This is a genomic window from Actinoplanes oryzae (assembly GCF_030757795.1).
In the GTDB taxonomy this organism is placed as follows: Bacteria; Actinomycetota; Actinomycetes; order Mycobacteriales; family Micromonosporaceae; genus Actinoplanes.
Genome location: NZ_JAUQWH010000002.1, coordinates 122,140 through 138,441, shown reverse-complemented (window position 1 = coordinate 138,441; position 16,302 = coordinate 122,140). Strand labels below are relative to the sequence as shown.

The window sequence follows — 16,302 nt, the reverse complement described above, 5'->3', positions numbered from 1 at the left end:
GGCGAGAGAGGTGGCGGACACACGTCGAGCATAGTTCGCGCGGCGGCCTCACGACCGCCGCGCTCGCTGTGCTCTCAGCCGCCGATGCGCAACAGCCGCGCGGAGAGGTGCGGCTGGAGGGCCTCACCCTTCGCCGCCATCTCGTACGCATACAGCAGCGCACCCTCGACGATCCCGAACAGCCGGTGCCCGCCCGAGACCGCCAGCCCCGTGGCGGTGTGCCCGACACCCGCCGTCGCCATCTCGAGCCGCGTGCCCTTGGCCTCGCCCTCGTAGATCTCGATCACGCCCTCCTGCGTGGTGAGCGTGGCCTCCATCTCGTCCGTCGGGCGGCCCTCGGCGTTCAGCACCGGCCGCCAGAACCCGAACTCCCGGTCCGCCATCCCGATCGGCTTCGACTCGTCGTCGAGCAGCCAGATGCGCGACTCGTACGCCAGGAAGGGCCGGCCGTCGTGGCTGATCCGGATCTCCTGTGCGAAGTTGTAGTCCTCCGTCGCCGGAAAGCCACCCTGCCCGCGGCCCCGCCACAGCCCGATGAACGGCAGCAGGCCGAGCAGCGCGGGGTGCAGGTCCGGGCCCGAGCGCAGGTCGTGGGTGTCCTCGTACGGATAGCCCTCGACCGGTGGCGCGTTCAGCCAGGGCGGCGGTCCGAGGGGGTTCTCCGTCTCACTGCTCACCAGCGTCCCCTTGCAATGCGCATAGCCAGATAGCCCAAACCGCCCGCCAGCGCGCCGATGCCGGCGACCAGCAGGCTGACATACCCGATCTCCGTAACCATGACGGGACCATCCTATGCTGACCCGCATGGCCCGCCTCCTCGTCGTCAAGACCACCGCCGGCGCCGACGCCCCGGAGCGCTGCTCGCAGGCCTTCACGGTGGCGAGCACCGCGGCGGCTTCCGGCGTGCCGGTCTCCTTCTGGCTGACCGGCGAGTCGGCGTGGTTCGCGCTGCCGGGCCGGGCGGCGTCCTTCGAGCTGCCGCACGCCGCGCCGCTGCCGGACCTGCTCGACCTGCTGCTGGCCTCGGGCACGGTGACCCTGTGCACGCAGTGCGCGGCCCGGCGCGAGATCGGCCCCGGCGACGTCCTGCCGGGCATCCGCATCGCCGGCGCCGCCGTCTTCGTCGAGGAGATCATGGGCGACGGCGCCCAGGCCGTCGTCTACTGAGCGCACCCCGTCGTCGCGCTGACCCGGGCCGCCCCCTCCGCACCGGTCACGACCACGGACACGTCACCCACCCGGTACGCCCACTCGCCCGCCTCGGCCCGCACCACCACCGCCGCGCCGGTCAGCTGCCGCAACACCGGCCCGAGATCCGCCGGCGCCTTCAGCCCCTCCGCCACCACCGTGCGCGCAGTGGCGGCAGCGCCCGGGCACGAGACCTCGGTCACCGTCGCCGAGCCTCCCCCGCCCAGCGCCGCCACGGCATCCCGGAAAGCATCCGGCTCCTGCCCCGCCGGCGTCGGCGCAGGCGCATAGTCCACCCCGTCCGCCAGGGGCCGGCACCCGGTCGACACCCGCAGCCGGATCGTCGTGTCGGCCTCCCGGATCGACGCGTCCACGCCCACGAACTCCCCCGCATCCGCCCGCAGCGAGAACCGCGTCTGATCCAGGTTGTGCTCCACGGCCGCGTGATAGTCGCCGGGCAGCCCCGCGCCGATCGCCTCGAGCACCTCGGGCGCCTCGTTGTCCTTGACCCGCACGACGACGTCCCGCGCCGCCTCGACCCCGTCACGCACCGGCGTGAGCGCACAGTCCCGGTCGAAGGTGAGCGCCCCGATCTCCAGGACCTGCCCGGGCCCACCGGCCGCGGCCACCACGAACCCCGAGGCCCGCTGCACGACCGGCAGCGCCGCCGCGATGTCCCGCTGCTCCGGCACGGTCGGCGGATCGTTGCGCACCGACCACACCGAGGCCCCCACCAGCACCACCGCCCAGGCCGCCACGATCCCCACGACCCACCACCGCCGCCTCGGCCGCTCCGGCACCGGCGGCGGCGCGAACGCGAACTGCGGCGGACTGCTCACGCCGCCATGCTCGCACGCCGCCGCCCGCCCCAAGGTCACAGGTCCAGCACCTCCCGCAGGGCACGGTCGAGCTTGTCGAGGCTGTCCCGGCTCAACTCACCGCTCGGGACCAGGAAGTAGCTCTTGTCGATCTCGCCGATCCGGGGAGCCAGGGCCACTCCCATCGGTCGTCCGGAACTCTCCGCCACAGCGGGATGCTCCGGGGCGGCACTCATCACCTCCGACAGCGGCACAGAAAGCACCGCATCTCGCTTGGCGGTCACCTCGTCGCTGCCGACGACGACCACGGACCGCTGGTGCCGCATGCGCACCACCGACCAGATCTCGCCTCGCTTCACGCCAGGTCCTCGTAGTCGAAGACCTGGTTGCGTGGCCACCCGGGCAGGTAGTCGGGGGATCGCTCGTATTGATCAGGAGGCACTTCCTGCACCCGGGCGACAGCCCGGAAGAGCACCGCCTTTTCCACCCAATCGGACAGGGACAGGCCCTCGCACGAAGCGGCATGCTGGGCTGCAGCGAGCACGCAGCCCGCCAAGGGAATGTCGACACGCTCCACGGGCGCATCCATCGATCTAGTCATGGCGCAACCGTACTCACGTCACTGGCGCCGCGTCATCCTCGGGAGCGCAAGATGTGGATAACTCATCGGCCTGTGGACAACGAGCAGGGGCGGCACTCCCGGAGGAGTACCGCCCCTGTCGAACAGAGCGTGGGTCAGGCAGCCGCGACAGCCAGCGCCACTTCGTTCACGCCGCGCGTGGCGTCGACGGCCAGGTCGCCGTTGCCGGCGCGGGAGAGCGCCCGCAGCGTCCACGAGCCGGGCGCCGCGAAGAAGCGGAACACGCCCTCGGGCGACGTCACGACCTCGGCGGTGAACTCGCCGGACGAGTCGAGCAGGCGGACGTACGCGCCGCCCACGGCCTCGCCCTCGGCGTTGGAGACGATGCCGGTGATGACCGTCTCCTTCTCCAGGTCGACGCTCGCGGGGAGGGGCGCCGACTGGTCGGGGGCGGCGCAGCCGTCCGCGATGTTGGAGGGGGTGGTCATGGCGGTCACGCCTTTCCGGGCTCGTCGCCGAGCGCGATCGGCACGCCGATGAGCGAGCCGTACTCGGTCCACGAGCCGTCGTAGTTCTTCACGTTCTCCTGGCCGAGGAGCTCGCGCAGCACGAACCACGTGTGCGAGGAGCGCTCGCCGATGCGGCAGTAGGCGATGGTGTCCTTGCTGCCGTCGAGGCCGGCGTCGCCGTAGATCTTCTTCAGTTCCTCGTCGGACTTGAAGGTGCCGTCCTCGTTCGCGGCCTTGCTCCACGGCACGCTGATGGCCGTGGGGATGTGGCCGCCGCGCTGCGACTGCTCCTGGGGCAGGTGCGCCGGGGCGAGCAGCCGGCCCGCGAACTCGTCGGGGCTGCGCACGTCGACGAGGTTCTTCACGCCGATGGCCTGCACGACCTCGTCGCGGAAGGCGCGGATCGACAGGTCCGGCTCCTTGGCGACGTACGTCGTCTTGGCGCGCGAGGGGACATCCTTGGTGTACGTGCGGGCGTCGAGCTCCCACTTCTTGCGGCCACCGTCGATCAGCTTGACCTGCTCGTGGCCGTAGAGCTTGAAGTACCAGTACGCGTACGCCGCGAACCAGTTGTTGTTGCCGCCGTAGAGCACGACGACGTCATCGTTGGAGATGCCCTTCTCGGACAGCAGGGCGGAGAACTGCTCCTGGTTCACGAAGTCCCGGCGCACCGGGTCCTGCAGGTCCTGCTTCCAGTCGAGCTTCACGGCACCGGGGATGTGCCCGCCGTCGTAGGCGGTGGTGTCCTCGTCGACCTCGACGAAGACGACACCCGGGGTGTCCAGGTTCTTCTCGGCCCAGTCGGCAGAGACGAGTGCGGAGTCGCGACTCATCGGATTGCTCCCTTGTCAGGTGAGAGATGGGTGAGTCAGCGCGCGGGAGCTGGGGTGGTGAAGAGGACGCACGCGCGCCGACCCGGAAAACGGATCACGGTTTGCGTACGGCGCCACTGCCGGGCGAAAAAGGAAAGCGCGAGTGGCCCCGTCAGAATGCGGGGCGACACAGGCAGGCGGCCACGCGGCACAGGTCGACCGCGCGCCTCTTGGTGAGCAACAGGCTCATGGTGACCGACCCTACCAGCGGTGTTACAGAGCGGAAAACCTCTATCACCATCCGGGACGGGAGGCAGCCGTCACAGTCCGCCGGAGTTCAGCGGCACGTTGTCGGCCCCGGCCGTCACCACCAGGCCCTCCGGCTTGGGCTCCACCTTCTGCACCTTGAGGTCGAGGGGCAGCGCGGGGACGTCGAGGTCGTACGACAGGTTCTGCACGTAGTTGTCGACGATGTTCTGCACCAGCGGGATCGCCGGGAGCCCCTCGGCCGTCACGTCGGCGAAGCGCACCCGCACCACGCCGTCGGCGACCTCGAGGTTCGCCGTGCCGGTGACCTGGAAGGTCTGGCCGAGCGCCTGGACCGGAGCCGTGCCGACGAGCTTGCCGCCCTGCTCGGAGACCTTCAGGCCGTCCTGGCCGATGAGGGCGGCGAGGTCCGCGTACGCGATCGTGCCGGTGCCCGTCACCGTGCCGGCCGTGATGTCGCCGTTGCCGGTGCGCAGGGTGTTGAGCGGCGCGGCCACGTCCTTCGCCCGGATGTCGAGCGTCGGCATCTTGATCGTCTGGCCGTTGCCGGCGGGCGCGGAGAAGTCCTGCAGCAGGATCTTGATCTCCTGGTACTCCCCGCGGGCGACCTGGGTCAGGAAGGGCACGCCCTCGACCGTGACGTCCGGGCTCTCCGCGGTCGCCTTCTGGTCGGCGAGCTGCTGGCTGACCCGGTCGGCGATGGTGCGCTCCGCGTAGGAGGCGGCCACCCGGTCGGCCACCGCCAGGGCGATGCCCAGCAGGACGAGCAGGACCAGGAAGCCGACGAGCAGCTTCCGGCCCCGGCGACGCTTACGCGGCTGCGCCGACCCGTAGACCTCGGCCACCTGAGCACCTCGCAGAAGAGCAGTAACGGGGACGGCGACGGTATATGCCCAGTGCTAGGAGAGAACGAACACCGCGAGGATGTACGTGGCCGGGACCGCGAACGCGAAGGCCCCGAGCGGCCCCTGCATGTGCCGGGCGATCCAGAAGGTGGGAGCGTCGCCGGCCAGCCCCCGGCCCGCCTCGGAGTAGTTGACGGCCAGGTCGACCAGCGCGGCAATGCCCGCGACGACCAGGCCGAGGATCGCACCCTTGCCCGGCGTGAAGGGCAGGACCAGCACGCTGCCCAGCGCGGCGGCGCCGAAGGTGCCGAGCATGGCGCCGAGCACGATGCCCGTGGCCCCGCGGGGCACCTGGAGCGCGACGCGCGGCTTGGGGAACACCGCGTCGGTCAGGTGGGCGACCAGCAGCGTCACCCCCACGGCGCCGAGGCACATCATGATGGCCTGGGTGCCGGCCGGGCGGCGGGTCAGGACGATCAGCAGGGCGAGACAGGCGGGGCCGAGGACGACCAGGAAGGTGCCGCCGAGCGCGTCGCGCAGCCGCAGCCGGTCCTCCGGCCGGACGGCCTGGCCGATGAGGGCTCCGAGGAAGGCGGCGCCCAAGATATAGAGCGTCGGCATGACACCGGGTGAGTCACCGGTCACGGCCACATAGTCCGCCGCGGCACCGGCGACGAGCGAGATTCCCGCGACCGTGTACGCCGCGGGCGGCCGGATGGCCATCGTGAAGGCGAGCACATACAACAGCTGCACCCCGAAGAGCACGATGGCGTACGGCAGCCGGGCGTCCGGCCCCGACGTCTGCGCGCCGAGCACCAGGCCGGCGCCGAGCAGCCCGGCGAACCCGGCGATGGCCACCGACAGCTGCCGGCGCACCGGGACGACCCGGACCTCTTCCTCCTCGAACTCCGCGTCGTCGGCGTCGCCGGAGGGCCTGCGCTCGTCCTCCCGGTCGCCGGCGTAGAAGTGGCCACGGCCCGGCGCGGACCTGGCGACGTCCCTGGTGGCGTCTTCGTCCCAGGCATCGCTGTCGCGCGGGGTTGAGGGAAACACGCCTGCGATGGTGCCAGACCGGGCAAGTCCGTGCGCAGGCGCGGCCTGGGCACGCTCCCATCGGACCGGGGCGACCGCTCGGGTGAACGGTTGGTCAAGAGTTGACCGTTCGGCCACCTCGAGGGCGTACGCCGCATCACACGACGGTCGCTGACGGGTGAACAGCCGGATGCATCGGTTAAGGTGGTGCCAGCCCACCCGTCGGTGACGCCGGGACGAGACCCATCCGGTTGCGCTGCAGAGATGCGTGCAGACCGGGTCACCTGAGCGGCCGACGTGCCGCGAGGATCGAGGTGAGTGTGGAACTTCTCCTGTTGGTGACGGCCCGCGCCGGCGAACCTTCCGCCGTGCTGCCCGCGCTGGACCTGCTGCCCCACTCCGTGCGCACCGCCCCGCGCGACGTCCGCACCCTGGTGTCGGGCCCGAGCCCCGACGCCGTGCTGGTGGACGCGCGCTCCGAGCTCTCCGAGGCCCGGGCGACCTGCCGCATGCTGCACGCGACCGGCATCGGCGTCCCGCTGGTCGCCGTGGTCACCGAGGCCGGCCTCATCGCGCTCAACGCCGACTGGGGTGTCGACGACGTCATCCTCGCCACGGCGGGTCCGGCCGAGGTCGAGGCCCGGCTGCGCCTGGGCGTCGGCCGGCTGACCAACGCGACCGCCGGCGCCGGCGGCTCGATCCGCGCCGGCGAGCTCAACATCGACCCCGACACCTACGCCGCCAAGCTCAAGGGGCGCCCGCTCGACCTCACCTACAAGGAGTTCGAGCTGCTCAAGTTCCTGGCGCAGCACCCGGGCCGGGTCTTCACCCGCGACCAGCTGCTCCGCGAGGTCTGGGGCTACGACTACTTCGGCGGCACCCGCACGGTCGACGTGCACGTCCGGCGCCTGCGGGCCAAGCTCGGCTCGGAGTATGAGTCGATGATCGGCACCGTGCGCCAGGTCGGCTACAAGTTCGTGGTCCCGCCGAACGGCCGCCAGCTGCCCGACAACGAGCCCGTCGCCCTGCCCGTCTGAGCCGTCCGGGATGACTGCCGTCCGGTCCACGGACCGACTCTCCTCCGCCGAGGTGGCCGACGTGCTCGCGCTGGCCACCGCGGCGGACGAGGCGGACGGCGTCAGTCCACTCTCCGAGGACGGCCTTCTCGGACTCCGCGGCGACGCCCATCGGCACCTGCTCGCCTATGCGACCGAGTCCGGGGGCGGCGAGCTCGCGGGTTACGCCTATCTCAACGGCACGTCCGGCGAGCTGGTCGTGCACCCCAAGCATCGCCTCCGCGGCCACGGCACGGCCCTGCTGACCGCCGCCGGCCCCGGTGAGCTGCAGTTCTGGGCGCACGGCGACGAGCCCGGCGCCCGCGCCTTCGCGGAGAAGGCCGGCTTCACCCGCGACCGGGTGCTGTGGCAGATGCGCCGGCCGCTCGACGGGCTGCCCGATGTCCCCGTGCCCGACGGCGTCCGGATCCGGCCCTTCGTGCCCGGCCGGGACGACGAGGCCTGGCTGGGCGTCAACGCGCGGGCCTTCGCCCACCATCCCGAGCAGGGCCGCTGGACCGCCGACGACCTGCGGCTGCGCCGGGCCGAGCCGTGGTTCGACCCGGCCGGCTTCCTGCTCGCCGTCGACCCGGCCGACGACCGGCTGCTGGGTTTCCACTGGACCAAGGTGCACCCCGCCGAGGGCGGCGAGCCGGCACTCGGCGAGATCTACGTGCTCGGCGTCGACCCGGGCGGGCACCGGCGGGGGCTGGGCGCCGCGCTCAGCGTGGCCGGCCTGCGCCATCTCGCCGGCCTCGGCCTGGGCGACGCCCTGCTCTACGTGGACGAGTCGAACACGGCCGCCGTCGCCCTCTACCGCCGCCTGGGCTTCGAGGTCTACTCGACCGACATCCAGTACGCCCGCCGCTGATCACACCCCGCGCAGCTCGGGCAGGGCCGCCGGCGTGAGCGGGTGCGGCTCCTCGCCCGGCCGGACCAGCACCACCGTGCACGCGGCAGCATGGGTCAGCGCCGCGGTGAAGCTTCCGTCGGCGAACTGAGCGGCAGCCCCGCGCGGCGAACGCCCGACGGCAACGGCCCGGGCGTGCACGTCCTCGGCATGCTGCGCGAGCACCCGGCCGGCGGCGGCGTGGTCCCCGACGCTGGTCAGGATCTGCCCGTGGGCCGCGACGCCGTGCGCGGCGAGCCTGTCGAGGTGCCCCTGGACCGCGGCGAGGGCGTGCTCGGGGTCTTCGGGCTCGACGGCGAGCTCCTCGACGACCACGGTCTCGCGCACGTGGACCACCTCGAGGGCGCTGCCCTGCGCCCGGGCGAGCGCGGCCGCCGCGTCCACGATCTCCTCGGCCGCATCGTTGTCGCCGATCGCCACGACGACCGGCCGGGAGTCCGTGGCGAGCGCGGGGCCCACCGGGGACAGCGAGGGCGAGGGCGAGGCAGGGGCGTTCTCCGCGGCGGTCACCAGCTTGTGCCCCGAGGCCAGGACCGGGATCGCGAGCAGGAAGGCCAGTCCTCCCACGTAGAACGGGACGCTCAGGTCGAAGGAGTCGGCGAGCTTGCCCGCGGCGAAGGGGGCCAGGCCACCGCCGATGAAGCGGACGAAGCCGTACGCCGAGGAGGCCACCGACCGCTCGACCGGCGCCACCAGCATGACGGCCTGGGTGGTGAGCGTGTTGTTGATGCCGATGAAGGCGCCGCTGACGATCACCGCGGCGATCACCGTGGCGGGCGTGGTGACGCCGGCCGCGATGACGACCATGACGACGGCGAGGGCGGCCATGTTGGCGTACAGGACCGGGGCCGTGCCGAAGCGGGCCTGCAGGCGCGGGGCGACGAAGACGCTGAACAGGGCGACCAGCAGCCCCCAGCCGGTGAAGACGAGGCCGAGCTCGTGGGCGCCGAGCTCCATCGGGTAGGGCGCGTAGCCCAGCATCGTGAAGAAGCCCCAGTTGTAGAGCAGCGCCATGATGCCCATGGTCAGCAGCCCGCGGTGGCGCAGCGCCTTGAGCGGCTCGGTGACCGACTGGCGCCGGGCCGGCTTGGGCAGCGCGGGCACGAAGGCGATGGTGGCCACCATGGCGATCGCCATCAGCACGGCGACGCCGAAGAAGGGGCCGCGCCAGCTGATGCTGCCCAGCTCGCCGCCGAGCAGCGGGCCGACCGCGATGCCGAGGCCGAGGGCGGTCTCGTAGAGGATGATCGCGCCGGCGAAGCCGCTGGTGGCGGACGCGACGATGACCGCGAGGCTGGTCGCGATGAAGAGCGCGTTGCCCAGGCCCCAGCCGGCGCGGAAGCCGACGATCTGGCCGACGGTGTCGGAGGTGCCGGCCAGGGCGGCGAAGACGACGATGATCGCCAGGCCGACGACCAGGGTGCGCTTGGGGCCGATCCGGCTGGCGACCGCGCCGGCGAGCAGCATCGCGACCGCGGTCACCACGAGATAGCTGGTGAAGAGCAGCGACACCTGGCTGGGCGAGGCGTGCAGGTCCTCGGCGAGGGCGGGGAGGATCGGGTCCACGAGCCCGATGCCCATGAAGGAGATGACGCAGGCGAAGGCCACGGCCCACACCGCGCGGGGTTGCTTGAAGGGAGAGGGGGCGCCGTTCTGCATATCTGTATTATGCAGCGATCTCTCCGGGAGCAGCCAGTGGTGAGCACCACGTGAACGTGGGACCACCATGGCGGCGAACAGCAGCTGAACGGCCGACTCCCGAAGTCCCGTTATGACAGAGTGACGCCAGACACACTCCGTCCGTCACTCCGGTCACGGAACGGTCAACGAGACATCTCGGTGCAGTCAAGCCGTGGCGTTTTGCCCGGATAAATCGGTCAAGGGACGCGCGGTTCACGTAACGGACAACCCCTCCTCAGCCAAAGGCAACGAGGAGGCGCAGACGTGTTCACCCTGCGTTCACCCTGCCCCGGTGAGCCGGTCACCTGACGCTCTTAGCTTTCCCTGTGTGCCGATGAGATTTCGGCCGCCGGGACTACGGAGCCCGGAGATGCGATCCATTGAAGGGGAAACCGTGAAGCTCCAGCGGTTCTACGTTGCTGGTATTGCCATGACCGCCGCCTTCGCGCTCAGCGCGTGCGGCTCTGACAACAACGACTCGCCGTCGGCCGCCGGTGGCTCCGCTGCTGCCGAGAACTGCGCCACCGGCACGCTGAACGCCGCCGGTTCGTCCGCGCAGAAGAACGCCATGGACGAGTGGATCAAGACGTACCAGGGCCAGTGCTCCGGCGCGCAGATCAACTACAACGGCAACGGCTCGGGCGCGGGCATCGAGGCGTTCATCAACGGCACCGCCGACTTCGCCGGCTCGGACTCGGCGCTCAAGGACGACGAGCAGCCGCAGGCCACCGCCAAGTGCCCCGGCGGCGCGGCGGTCAACCTGCCCATGGTCGTCGGACCGATCGCGGTCGTCTACAACGTCGAGGGCGCGGACAACCTGCAGTTCTCGCCGGCCACGCTGGCCAAGATCTTCTCCGGCAAGATCACCAAGTGGGACGACGCGGCCATCAAGGCGGAGAACGCCGGCGTGACCCTGCCGTCGGCCGCCATCCAGGCCGTCCACCGCTCGGACGAGTCGGGCACCACCGACAACTTCACCAAGTACCTGAGCAAGACCGCCGAGGCCGACTGGACCTACGGCAACGCGAAGGCGTGGAAGGCCCCGGGCGGCACCGCCGCCGCGAAGTCCGACGGTGTCGCCGCCCTGGTGAAGAGCACGGTTGGCACGATCTCCTACGTCGAGCTGTCCTACGCCGAGAACAGCAGCCTGCAGAAGGCCAAGATCAAGAACGGCGCCGGTGAGTACACCGAGCTGACCGGCGAGAGCGCCGGCAAGACGATCGAGGGTGCGAAGGTCGCCGGCACCGGCAACGACCTCAAGCTGGACATCGACTACAACACCACCACCGCGGGTGCCTACCCGATCGTGCTGGCCACGTACGAGATCGTCTGTGACAAGGGCAGCCCCAAGGCCGCCGCGATCAAGGGCTTCCTGACCTACACCTCGAGCACCGCCGGCCAGGAGGCGCTCGCCGACCTGGGCTACGCCCCGCTGCCCGAGTCGGTCCGCGCCAAGGTCGCGACCGTGGTCGCCAGCATCTCCTGAAGCACCGTACGCAGGTAGAGACCCCCTCCTAGACGAACGCGAGCGAGCGAATGGGCGACTATCCCTCCCGCTCGGCGAGCACCGAAGCCGGCGGCTCGGGTGTGACAGCACGTCACGCCCGGTCCGCCGGCGACGGCGTATCGCCGATTCCTCCCGACGACCGCCCCGAAAATCGGCCGCCGCTCGGTGGCGGGGGTGCCCTGCCGAAGAAGGCCCGGTTCTCCATGGAGACCGGCTTCCGCGGCCTCAGCACCGCGGCAGGCGTGATGGTGCTGGTCATCATCGCCGCCATCGCGGTGTTCCTGATCTCCAAGGCCGCGCCGGCGCTCAGCGCCAACGACGCGAACTTCCTGACCACCAAGGAATGGTTCCCGAACGACACCCCGCCGGCCTTCGGCATCGCCGCGCTGGCGTTCGGCACGGTGCTGTCGTCGGTGATCGCGCTGCTGGTGGCGGTGCCGATCGCGATGGGCATCGCGCTGTTCCTCTCGCACTACGCGCCCAAGCGGCTCGCCACGCCGCTCGGCTTCATCATCGACCTGCTCGCCGCCGTGCCCAGCGTCGTCTTCGGCCTCTGGGGCCGCGACGTCTTCTCGGAGCCGGTGAAGGACTTCTCGGTGTGGCTCAACAAGTACTTCAGCTGGATCCCCCTCTTCGGCGGCGAAGGGCCGTTCGGCCGGTCGATCCTGCTGGGCTCGCTGGTGCTGGCGATCATGGTGCTGCCGATCGTCACCTCGCTGTCGCGTGAGGTCTTCCAGCAGACGCCCGGCATGAACGAGGAGGCCGCGCTCGCCCTGGGCGCCACCAAGTGGGAGATGATCCGCACGGCGGTGCTGCCGTACGGCAAACCCGGCGTCATCGCCTCGGTCATGCTCGGCCTGGGCCGCGCGCTCGGCGAGACCATCGCCCTGGCGCTCACCCTCGGCACGACGTTCGTGATCTCGTTCAACCTGATCCAGAGCGGCGGCAACTCGATCGCCGCGAACATCGCCAACACCTTCGGCGAGGCCAACGAGACCGGCCGCGGCGCCCTGATCGCCTCGGGTCTGGTGCTCTTCGCCATCACCCTGGTCGTCAACATGGCCGCGCGGGCGATCATCTACCGCCGCCGCGAGTTCCGGGACAGTGCCGCATGAGCCTCTTGGACAGGGAAACTCCCGGCGTCGTCATGACGCCGGACAACATCCGCAGCCGCAAGCTGCCGGTCGTCGCCGACCTCGGCATCGCCCTCGGCGCCCTCGTGGTCGCCGCGGCGGTCGTGCTGGGCTTCGGCATCGGCAACTGGGTGCTCGTGGTCTTCCTCGGCGCCGTGTTCTACCTGGTCGGCCTCAACTTCGCGGCCGGCGCGATCGAGGGCAAGCGGGCCGCCCGCAACCGCATGTGGCGCGCCGCCATCTACGCCGCCTGCGTCCTGGCGATCATCCCGCTCGTGTCGGTGGTGTGGACGCTGGTCACCAAGGGCGCGGCGCGCCTCGACGGCGACTTCTTCGGCTCCTCGATGAACAACATCGGCGCCCGCGACCCCAACGGCGGCGCCTACCACGCCATCCTCGGCACGCTGGAGCAGGTCGGCCTGGCCGCGCTGATGGCCGTGCCGCTGGGCGTGCTCGGCGCGATCTACCTGGTCGAGTACGGCAAGGGCAGGTTCGCGCTGACCGTCCGCTTCTTCGTGGACGTCATGACCGGCATCCCGTCGATCGTGGCCGGCCTGTTCGTGCTGTCGTTCTGGGTGCTCATCGTCAGCCCGTGGTTCAACAACGGCACGCCGCAGTTCTCCGGCTTCGCCGCCTCGCTGGCCCTGACGGTGCTGATGCTGCCGACGATCGTGCGCTCGACCGAGGAGATGCTGCGGCTCGTGCCCGGGCCGCTGCGCGAGGGTGCGTACGCCCTCGGTGTGCCGCAGTGGAAGACGATCCTGCGGGTCGTGCTGCCGACCGCCCTGCCCGGCATCGTCACCGGCATCATGCTCTCCGTGGCCCGTGCGGCCGGCGAGACCGCCCCGGTGCTGCTCGTCGCCGGCGCCACCGCCGCGATCAACGGCGACCCCTTCGCGGGTCCCCAGTCGTCGCTCGCGGTCTTCGTGTACCAGCAGGCCGGAGACGCCTCCCGCTTCGCCCCCGACCGCGCGTGGACGGCCGCGCTCACGCTGGTCGCCCTGGTGCTCATCCTGACCATCGCAGCGAAGCTGCTCGCCCGCCGCAACCAGCTGTCCAAGTAAGAGGTGTTCTGAGTGGCCAAGCGCATCGAGGCGAGCGGAGTCTCGTCCTACTACGGCAACTTCAAGGCGATCGACGGCATCTCGATGACCGTCGAGCCGAAGACCATCACCGCCCTGATCGGCCCGTCCGGCTGCGGCAAGTCGACCTTCCTGCGGTCCATCAACCGCATGCACGAGGTGCTGCCCGGCGCCCGCATCGAGGGCAAGCTCACCATCGACGACCAGAACATCTACGACCCCGACGTCGACGTCACCGCGGTCCGCCGGCTGATCGGCATGGTGTTCCAGCGCCCCAACCCGTTCCCCACGATGTCGATCTACGAGAACGTGGTCGCCGGCCTCAAGCTCAACGGCGTCAAGAAGAAGTCGCTGCTGGACGACGCGGCGGAGAAGTCGCTCAAGTCGGCGAACCTGTGGGACGAGGTCAAGGACCGGCTCAACCGGCCGGGTGCGGGTCTGTCCGGCGGTCAGCAGCAGCGCCTCTGCATCGCCCGCACCATCGCGGTCGAGCCGCAGGTCGTGCTCATGGACGAGCCCTGCTCGGCGCTCGACCCGATCTCGACGCTGGCGATCGAGGACCTGATGTTCAAGCTGAAGGACCGCTTCACGATCATCATCGTCACGCACAACATGCAGCAGGCCGCCCGGGTCAGCGACAAGACCGGCTTCTTCTCGATCGACAAGACCGGCGACCCCGGCCGCCTCATCGAGTACGACGACACGCAGAAGATCTTCAGCAACCCGTCGCAGAAAAAGACCGAGGACTACATCACCGGCCGCTTCGGCTGAGCCGAGCCGGCCCGCGGCGGAAAACCGCAAACAACCAGGTCACAGCTCCACGACGACGCCACCGTCGCCGGTCGGCCGCACGCGCGGCATGACGGGCACGGTGGCGTCGCGCGTCGCGCTCCCCGCAACAAGATCATCCACGCTTTCGTACGCCGCCAGCTGCGCCAGCGTCACCCGCGTAGGCGGCAGCATCGTCAGGTCGCCGGGCGCCCCCGGGTCGATCCACGCCGTCCCGTCCGCCTCCCCCGAGACGTCCCGTGGCGCCTGCGCCTCCGGCAGCAACGCGACGAAGAACCACGTGTCGAACCGCTTCGGCTCGAACTCCGGCGTGATCCACCGCGCCCACGGCAGCAGCAGATCGTCCCGCAGCAGCAGGCCCCGCCGGTCGAGCAGCTCCGTCATGCTCAGCTCCCGCCGGGCGACTGCCGCCCGATCCGCCTCCCACTCCTCGCCGCTCACGTCGCCGGCCATCCGATCCGGCTCGTCCACCCGCCCGGCGAGCAGCACGCCCGTCTCCTCGAAGAGCTCCCGGATCGCGGCTCCCACCACCGCCCGCGCCTCCTCGTCGGGCACGCCGAGGAGCTTGTCCCAGTCCGGCCGCAGCGTCCCGGGGCGGTCGGCGGGGTCGACGCGCCCGCCCGGGAAGGCGTGGACACCACCGAACACCATGGTGCTCGCGCGCTTGAGGACGTACACCTGAAGGGTCTCGGGGTGGAGCAGCACGACCGTCGCCGCGGGGCGCGCCGGGGCGGGCGTACCGTGGAATTCGAGAGCTCGCCGGGCCATCGCCGGCGGCAGGGGGAGCGAGAGGGTCACCGCCCGATCCTCCCACCGGAGGGGGCCGGGGAGATAGCGTGGCGATCATGACCGAACGGACCACCCGCTGGGGCATTCTCGGCACCGGCGGCATCGCCGCGACCTTCGCTTCCGACCTTCCGCTCGTCCCGGGCGCCGAGCTGGCCGCGGTGGGCTCCCGCACGGCCGAGGCCGCCGACACCTTCGCCGCGAAGTTCGGCGTGCCCCGCGCGTACGGGTCCTGGGCGGAGCTGGCCGCCGATCCCGACCTCGACGTGATCTACGTGGCCACCCCGCACTCCTCGCACCACGCCGCCACGATGGCGTGCCTGGAGGGCGGCAAGTCGGTGCTCTGCGAGAAGCCGATGACCCTGGACCTGGCGTCGTCGGCGCAGCTGGTGCAGGAGGCCCGCAGCCGCGGCCTGTTCCTCATGGAGGCCATGTGGATGCGCCTCAACCCGGCCATCCGCAAGATCCAGGAGCTGATCGAGGACGGGGAGATCGGCGACGTCGTCACCGTGCACGCCGACTTCGGGCTGCAGGGCCCCTTCGACGCGTCGCACCGGCTGCGGGACCCCGCGCTGGGCGGCGGGGCGCTGCTCGACCTGGGCGTCTATCCGATCCACTTCGCCGACCTGGTCCTCGGCAGCCCGGCCGCCGTGCACAGCTGGGCGCGCCTGACCCCGGAGGGCGTCGACGAGACGACCGGCGTGTTGCTCGGCTACCACTCGGGCGCCGTCGCGGCCCTGACCTGCAGCATCGCCGGCGAGTCCCGCAACGCCGCATCGATCACCGGCACGCTCGGGCGCATCGACCTGCCGCAGGGCTTCTTCGTGCCGCGGTCGTTCACGCTCAAGCGCAGCACCGGTGAGAGCGAGGAGTTCGACTTCGGCTTCGAGGGCAGCGGTTACCAGTTCGAGGCGGCGGAGGTGCAGCGCTGCCTGGCCGAGGGGCTGCCGGAGAGCCCGCTCGTCCCGCACACCACCACCCTGGAGATCATGACGCTGCTCGACACGATCCGCGCCGAGATCGGCGTCGCCTACTAGGGCCGCGAGCGGGTGGTGCGCGGCCGCGTGACCAGAGCCGCGGCGGCCAGCGCAACGATCCCGGCGAGGACGAGCGCATTGTTGGGCGGGCTGGGCACCAGGGGTCCCCAGCCCGCATGCCACACGGGCTCCCACAGGCCCGTCGCCCTGAGCACGTCGGTGTCCAGTGCCCCATGCACCGGGTCGCTTGTGCCGGTCAGGCCGGCCGGCCACCGGACGCCGTCCACCGCGAAGGCAATGATCGAGGTCGCCGGTGCGAGCAGCAGGGCCGG

The 16,302-nt window shown here is 71.0% G+C and carries 21 protein-coding genes; 8 read left to right on the top strand and 13 right to left on the bottom strand.

All coding sequences use genetic code 11. The features are described from left to right. Positions 1-74 precede the first annotated feature (74 nt). Positions 75-677 (bottom strand): FABP family protein, encoded by a 603-nt coding sequence (locus tag RBH18_RS01575; RefSeq protein ID WP_306203989.1) that lies wholly within the window; start codon positions 675-677, stop codon positions 75-77. Beyond that, a complete protein-coding gene (gene mtfM, locus RBH18_RS01570) occupies positions 674-778 on the bottom strand; it encodes a small membrane protein MtfM (RefSeq protein ID WP_304438988.1) in 105 nt (34 codons plus the stop codon). Before mtfM ends, RBH18_RS01575 begins: the two co-directional genes overlap by 4 nt. 14 nt (positions 779-792) lie before the next feature. Here mtfM and RBH18_RS01565 point away from each other — a divergent pair, with 14 nt between their 5' ends. Next, complete coding sequence (locus RBH18_RS01565; RefSeq protein WP_306203988.1) at positions 793-1,167, top strand: DsrE family protein; 375 nt, start codon at positions 793-795, stop codon at positions 1,165-1,167. Here RBH18_RS01565 and RBH18_RS01560 read toward each other — a convergent pair. The 8 genes from RBH18_RS01560 to RBH18_RS01530 all read right to left on the bottom strand — a co-directional run bounded on the left by RBH18_RS01560 (position 1,161) and on the right by RBH18_RS01530 (position 6,072). Then, positions 1,161-2,027, bottom strand: coding sequence for a hypothetical protein (locus tag RBH18_RS01560; protein ID WP_306203986.1), 867 nt, complete (start codon positions 2,025-2,027; stop codon positions 1,161-1,163). The genes RBH18_RS01565 and RBH18_RS01560 overlap by 7 nt on opposite strands. A gap of 35 nt (positions 2,028-2,062) precedes the next feature. Next, positions 2,063-2,365 (bottom strand): type II toxin-antitoxin system PemK/MazF family toxin, encoded by a 303-nt coding sequence (locus RBH18_RS01555; RefSeq protein WP_306203985.1) that lies wholly within the window; start codon positions 2,363-2,365, stop codon positions 2,063-2,065. Then, positions 2,362-2,607, bottom strand: a complete 246-nt coding sequence (locus RBH18_RS01550) for a hypothetical protein (RefSeq protein WP_306203984.1) — start codon at positions 2,605-2,607, stop codon at positions 2,362-2,364. The genes RBH18_RS01555 and RBH18_RS01550 overlap by 4 nt, the downstream gene beginning before the upstream one ends. A gap of 134 nt (positions 2,608-2,741) precedes the next feature. Beyond that, entirely contained in the window at positions 2,742-3,074 is a 333-nt protein-coding gene (locus RBH18_RS01545; protein WP_305784824.1) for a DUF1416 domain-containing protein, read from the bottom strand. A gap of 5 nt (positions 3,075-3,079) precedes the next feature. Next, positions 3,080-3,928: a sulfurtransferase gene (locus tag RBH18_RS01540; protein ID WP_306203983.1), complete on the bottom strand. Its 849-nt coding sequence runs from the start codon at positions 3,926-3,928 to the stop codon at positions 3,080-3,082. A 151-nt stretch (positions 3,929-4,079) separates the two neighbouring features. Continuing rightward, entirely contained in the window at positions 4,080-4,157 is a 78-nt protein-coding gene (locus RBH18_RS44055; RefSeq protein WP_372338835.1) for an Ms5788A family Cys-rich leader peptide, read from the bottom strand. 70 nt (positions 4,158-4,227) lie between these two features. Then, on the bottom strand, positions 4,228-5,019 hold the full coding sequence (locus RBH18_RS01535) for an LmeA family phospholipid-binding protein (protein WP_306203982.1): 792 nt from the start codon (positions 5,017-5,019) through the stop codon (positions 4,228-4,230). 54 nt (positions 5,020-5,073) lie between these two features. Continuing rightward, entirely contained in the window at positions 5,074-6,072 is a 999-nt protein-coding gene (locus RBH18_RS01530) for a hypothetical protein (RefSeq protein ID WP_306203981.1), read from the bottom strand. Positions 6,073-6,365: 293 nt separating this feature from the next. Here RBH18_RS01530 and RBH18_RS01525 point away from each other — a divergent pair, with 293 nt between their 5' ends. Further along, entirely contained in the window at positions 6,366-7,088 is a 723-nt protein-coding gene (locus RBH18_RS01525; RefSeq protein WP_306203980.1) for a winged helix-turn-helix transcriptional regulator, read from the top strand. 10 nt (positions 7,089-7,098) lie between these two features. Then, positions 7,099-7,977: a mycothiol synthase gene (gene mshD / locus RBH18_RS01520; protein ID WP_306203979.1), complete on the top strand. Its 879-nt coding sequence runs from the start codon at positions 7,099-7,101 to the stop codon at positions 7,975-7,977. Here mshD and RBH18_RS01515 read toward each other — a convergent pair whose 3' ends face one another. Next, a complete protein-coding gene (locus RBH18_RS01515) occupies positions 7,978-9,675 on the bottom strand; it encodes an MFS transporter (protein ID WP_306203978.1) in 1,698 nt (565 codons plus the stop codon). A 415-nt stretch (positions 9,676-10,090) separates the two neighbouring features. On the opposite strand from RBH18_RS01515, the gene pstS reads away from it, so the two are divergent. From pstS to pstB, 4 genes are read left to right on the top strand one after another with little or no spacing between them, the layout of a single operon-like run. Continuing rightward, on the top strand, positions 10,091-11,182 hold the full coding sequence (pstS, locus tag RBH18_RS01510) for a phosphate ABC transporter substrate-binding protein PstS (protein WP_306203977.1): 1,092 nt from the start codon (positions 10,091-10,093) through the stop codon (positions 11,180-11,182). A gap of 50 nt (positions 11,183-11,232) precedes the next feature. Then, complete coding sequence (gene pstC / locus RBH18_RS01505; protein WP_306203976.1) at positions 11,233-12,318, top strand: phosphate ABC transporter permease subunit PstC; 1,086 nt, start codon at positions 11,233-11,235, stop codon at positions 12,316-12,318. Next, positions 12,315-13,400 (top strand): phosphate ABC transporter permease PstA, encoded by a 1,086-nt coding sequence (gene pstA, locus RBH18_RS01500; RefSeq protein WP_306203975.1) that lies wholly within the window; start codon positions 12,315-12,317, stop codon positions 13,398-13,400. Before pstC ends, pstA begins: the two co-directional genes overlap by 4 nt. A gap of 12 nt (positions 13,401-13,412) precedes the next feature. Next, complete coding sequence (gene pstB / locus RBH18_RS01495; RefSeq protein WP_306203974.1) at positions 13,413-14,189, top strand: phosphate ABC transporter ATP-binding protein PstB; 777 nt, start codon at positions 13,413-13,415, stop codon at positions 14,187-14,189. Between the two features lie 39 nt (positions 14,190-14,228). On the opposite strand, the gene RBH18_RS01490 is transcribed toward pstB, so the two are convergent. Further along, positions 14,229-14,975: an NUDIX hydrolase gene (locus RBH18_RS01490; protein WP_306204035.1), complete on the bottom strand. Its 747-nt coding sequence runs from the start codon at positions 14,973-14,975 to the stop codon at positions 14,229-14,231. A 77-nt stretch (positions 14,976-15,052) separates the two neighbouring features. Between RBH18_RS01490 and RBH18_RS01485 the strand changes: the two genes are divergently transcribed. Beyond that, entirely contained in the window at positions 15,053-16,030 is a 978-nt protein-coding gene (locus RBH18_RS01485) for a Gfo/Idh/MocA family protein (protein ID WP_306203973.1), read from the top strand. Here the strand turns inward: RBH18_RS01485 and RBH18_RS01480 are convergent. Continuing rightward, a complete protein-coding gene (locus RBH18_RS01480) occupies positions 16,027-16,209 on the bottom strand; it encodes a hypothetical protein (RefSeq protein ID WP_306203972.1) in 183 nt (60 codons plus the stop codon). The genes RBH18_RS01485 and RBH18_RS01480 overlap by 4 nt on opposite strands. Positions 16,210-16,302 lie beyond the last annotated feature (93 nt).

What these genes read in the sequence shown, in the direction of transcription:
- mtfM (WP_304438988.1), bottom strand. Translation starts at nt 778, where the DNA reads ATGGTTACGGAGATCGGGTATGTCAGCCTGCTGGTCGCCGGCATCGGC.
- RBH18_RS01565 (WP_306203988.1), top strand. Translation starts at nt 793, where the DNA reads ATGCTGACCCGCATGGCCCGCCTCCTCGTCGTCAAGACCACCGCCGGC.
- RBH18_RS01550 (WP_306203984.1), bottom strand. Translation starts at nt 2,607, where the DNA reads ATGACTAGATCGATGGATGCGCCCGTGGAGCGTGTCGACATTCCCTTG.
- RBH18_RS01545 (WP_305784824.1), bottom strand. Translation starts at nt 3,074, where the DNA reads ATGACCACCCCCTCCAACATCGCGGACGGCTGCGCCGCCCCCGACCAG.
- RBH18_RS01540 (WP_306203983.1), bottom strand. Translation starts at nt 3,928, where the DNA reads ATGAGTCGCGACTCCGCACTCGTCTCTGCCGACTGGGCCGAGAAGAAC.
- RBH18_RS44055 (WP_372338835.1), bottom strand. Translation starts at nt 4,157, where the DNA reads ATGAGCCTGTTGCTCACCAAGAGGCGCGCGGTCGACCTGTGCCGCGTG.
- mshD (WP_306203979.1), top strand. Translation starts at nt 7,099, where the DNA reads ATGACTGCCGTCCGGTCCACGGACCGACTCTCCTCCGCCGAGGTGGCC.
- RBH18_RS01515 (WP_306203978.1), bottom strand. Translation starts at nt 9,675, where the DNA reads ATGCAGAACGGCGCCCCCTCTCCCTTCAAGCAACCCCGCGCGGTGTGG.
- pstC (WP_306203976.1), top strand. Translation starts at nt 11,233, where the DNA reads ATGGGCGACTATCCCTCCCGCTCGGCGAGCACCGAAGCCGGCGGCTCG.
- pstA (WP_306203975.1), top strand. Translation starts at nt 12,315, where the DNA reads ATGAGCCTCTTGGACAGGGAAACTCCCGGCGTCGTCATGACGCCGGAC.
- RBH18_RS01490 (WP_306204035.1), bottom strand. Translation starts at nt 14,975, where the DNA reads ATGGCCCGGCGAGCTCTCGAATTCCACGGTACGCCCGCCCCGGCGCGC.
- RBH18_RS01485 (WP_306203973.1), top strand. Translation starts at nt 15,053, where the DNA reads ATGACCGAACGGACCACCCGCTGGGGCATTCTCGGCACCGGCGGCATC.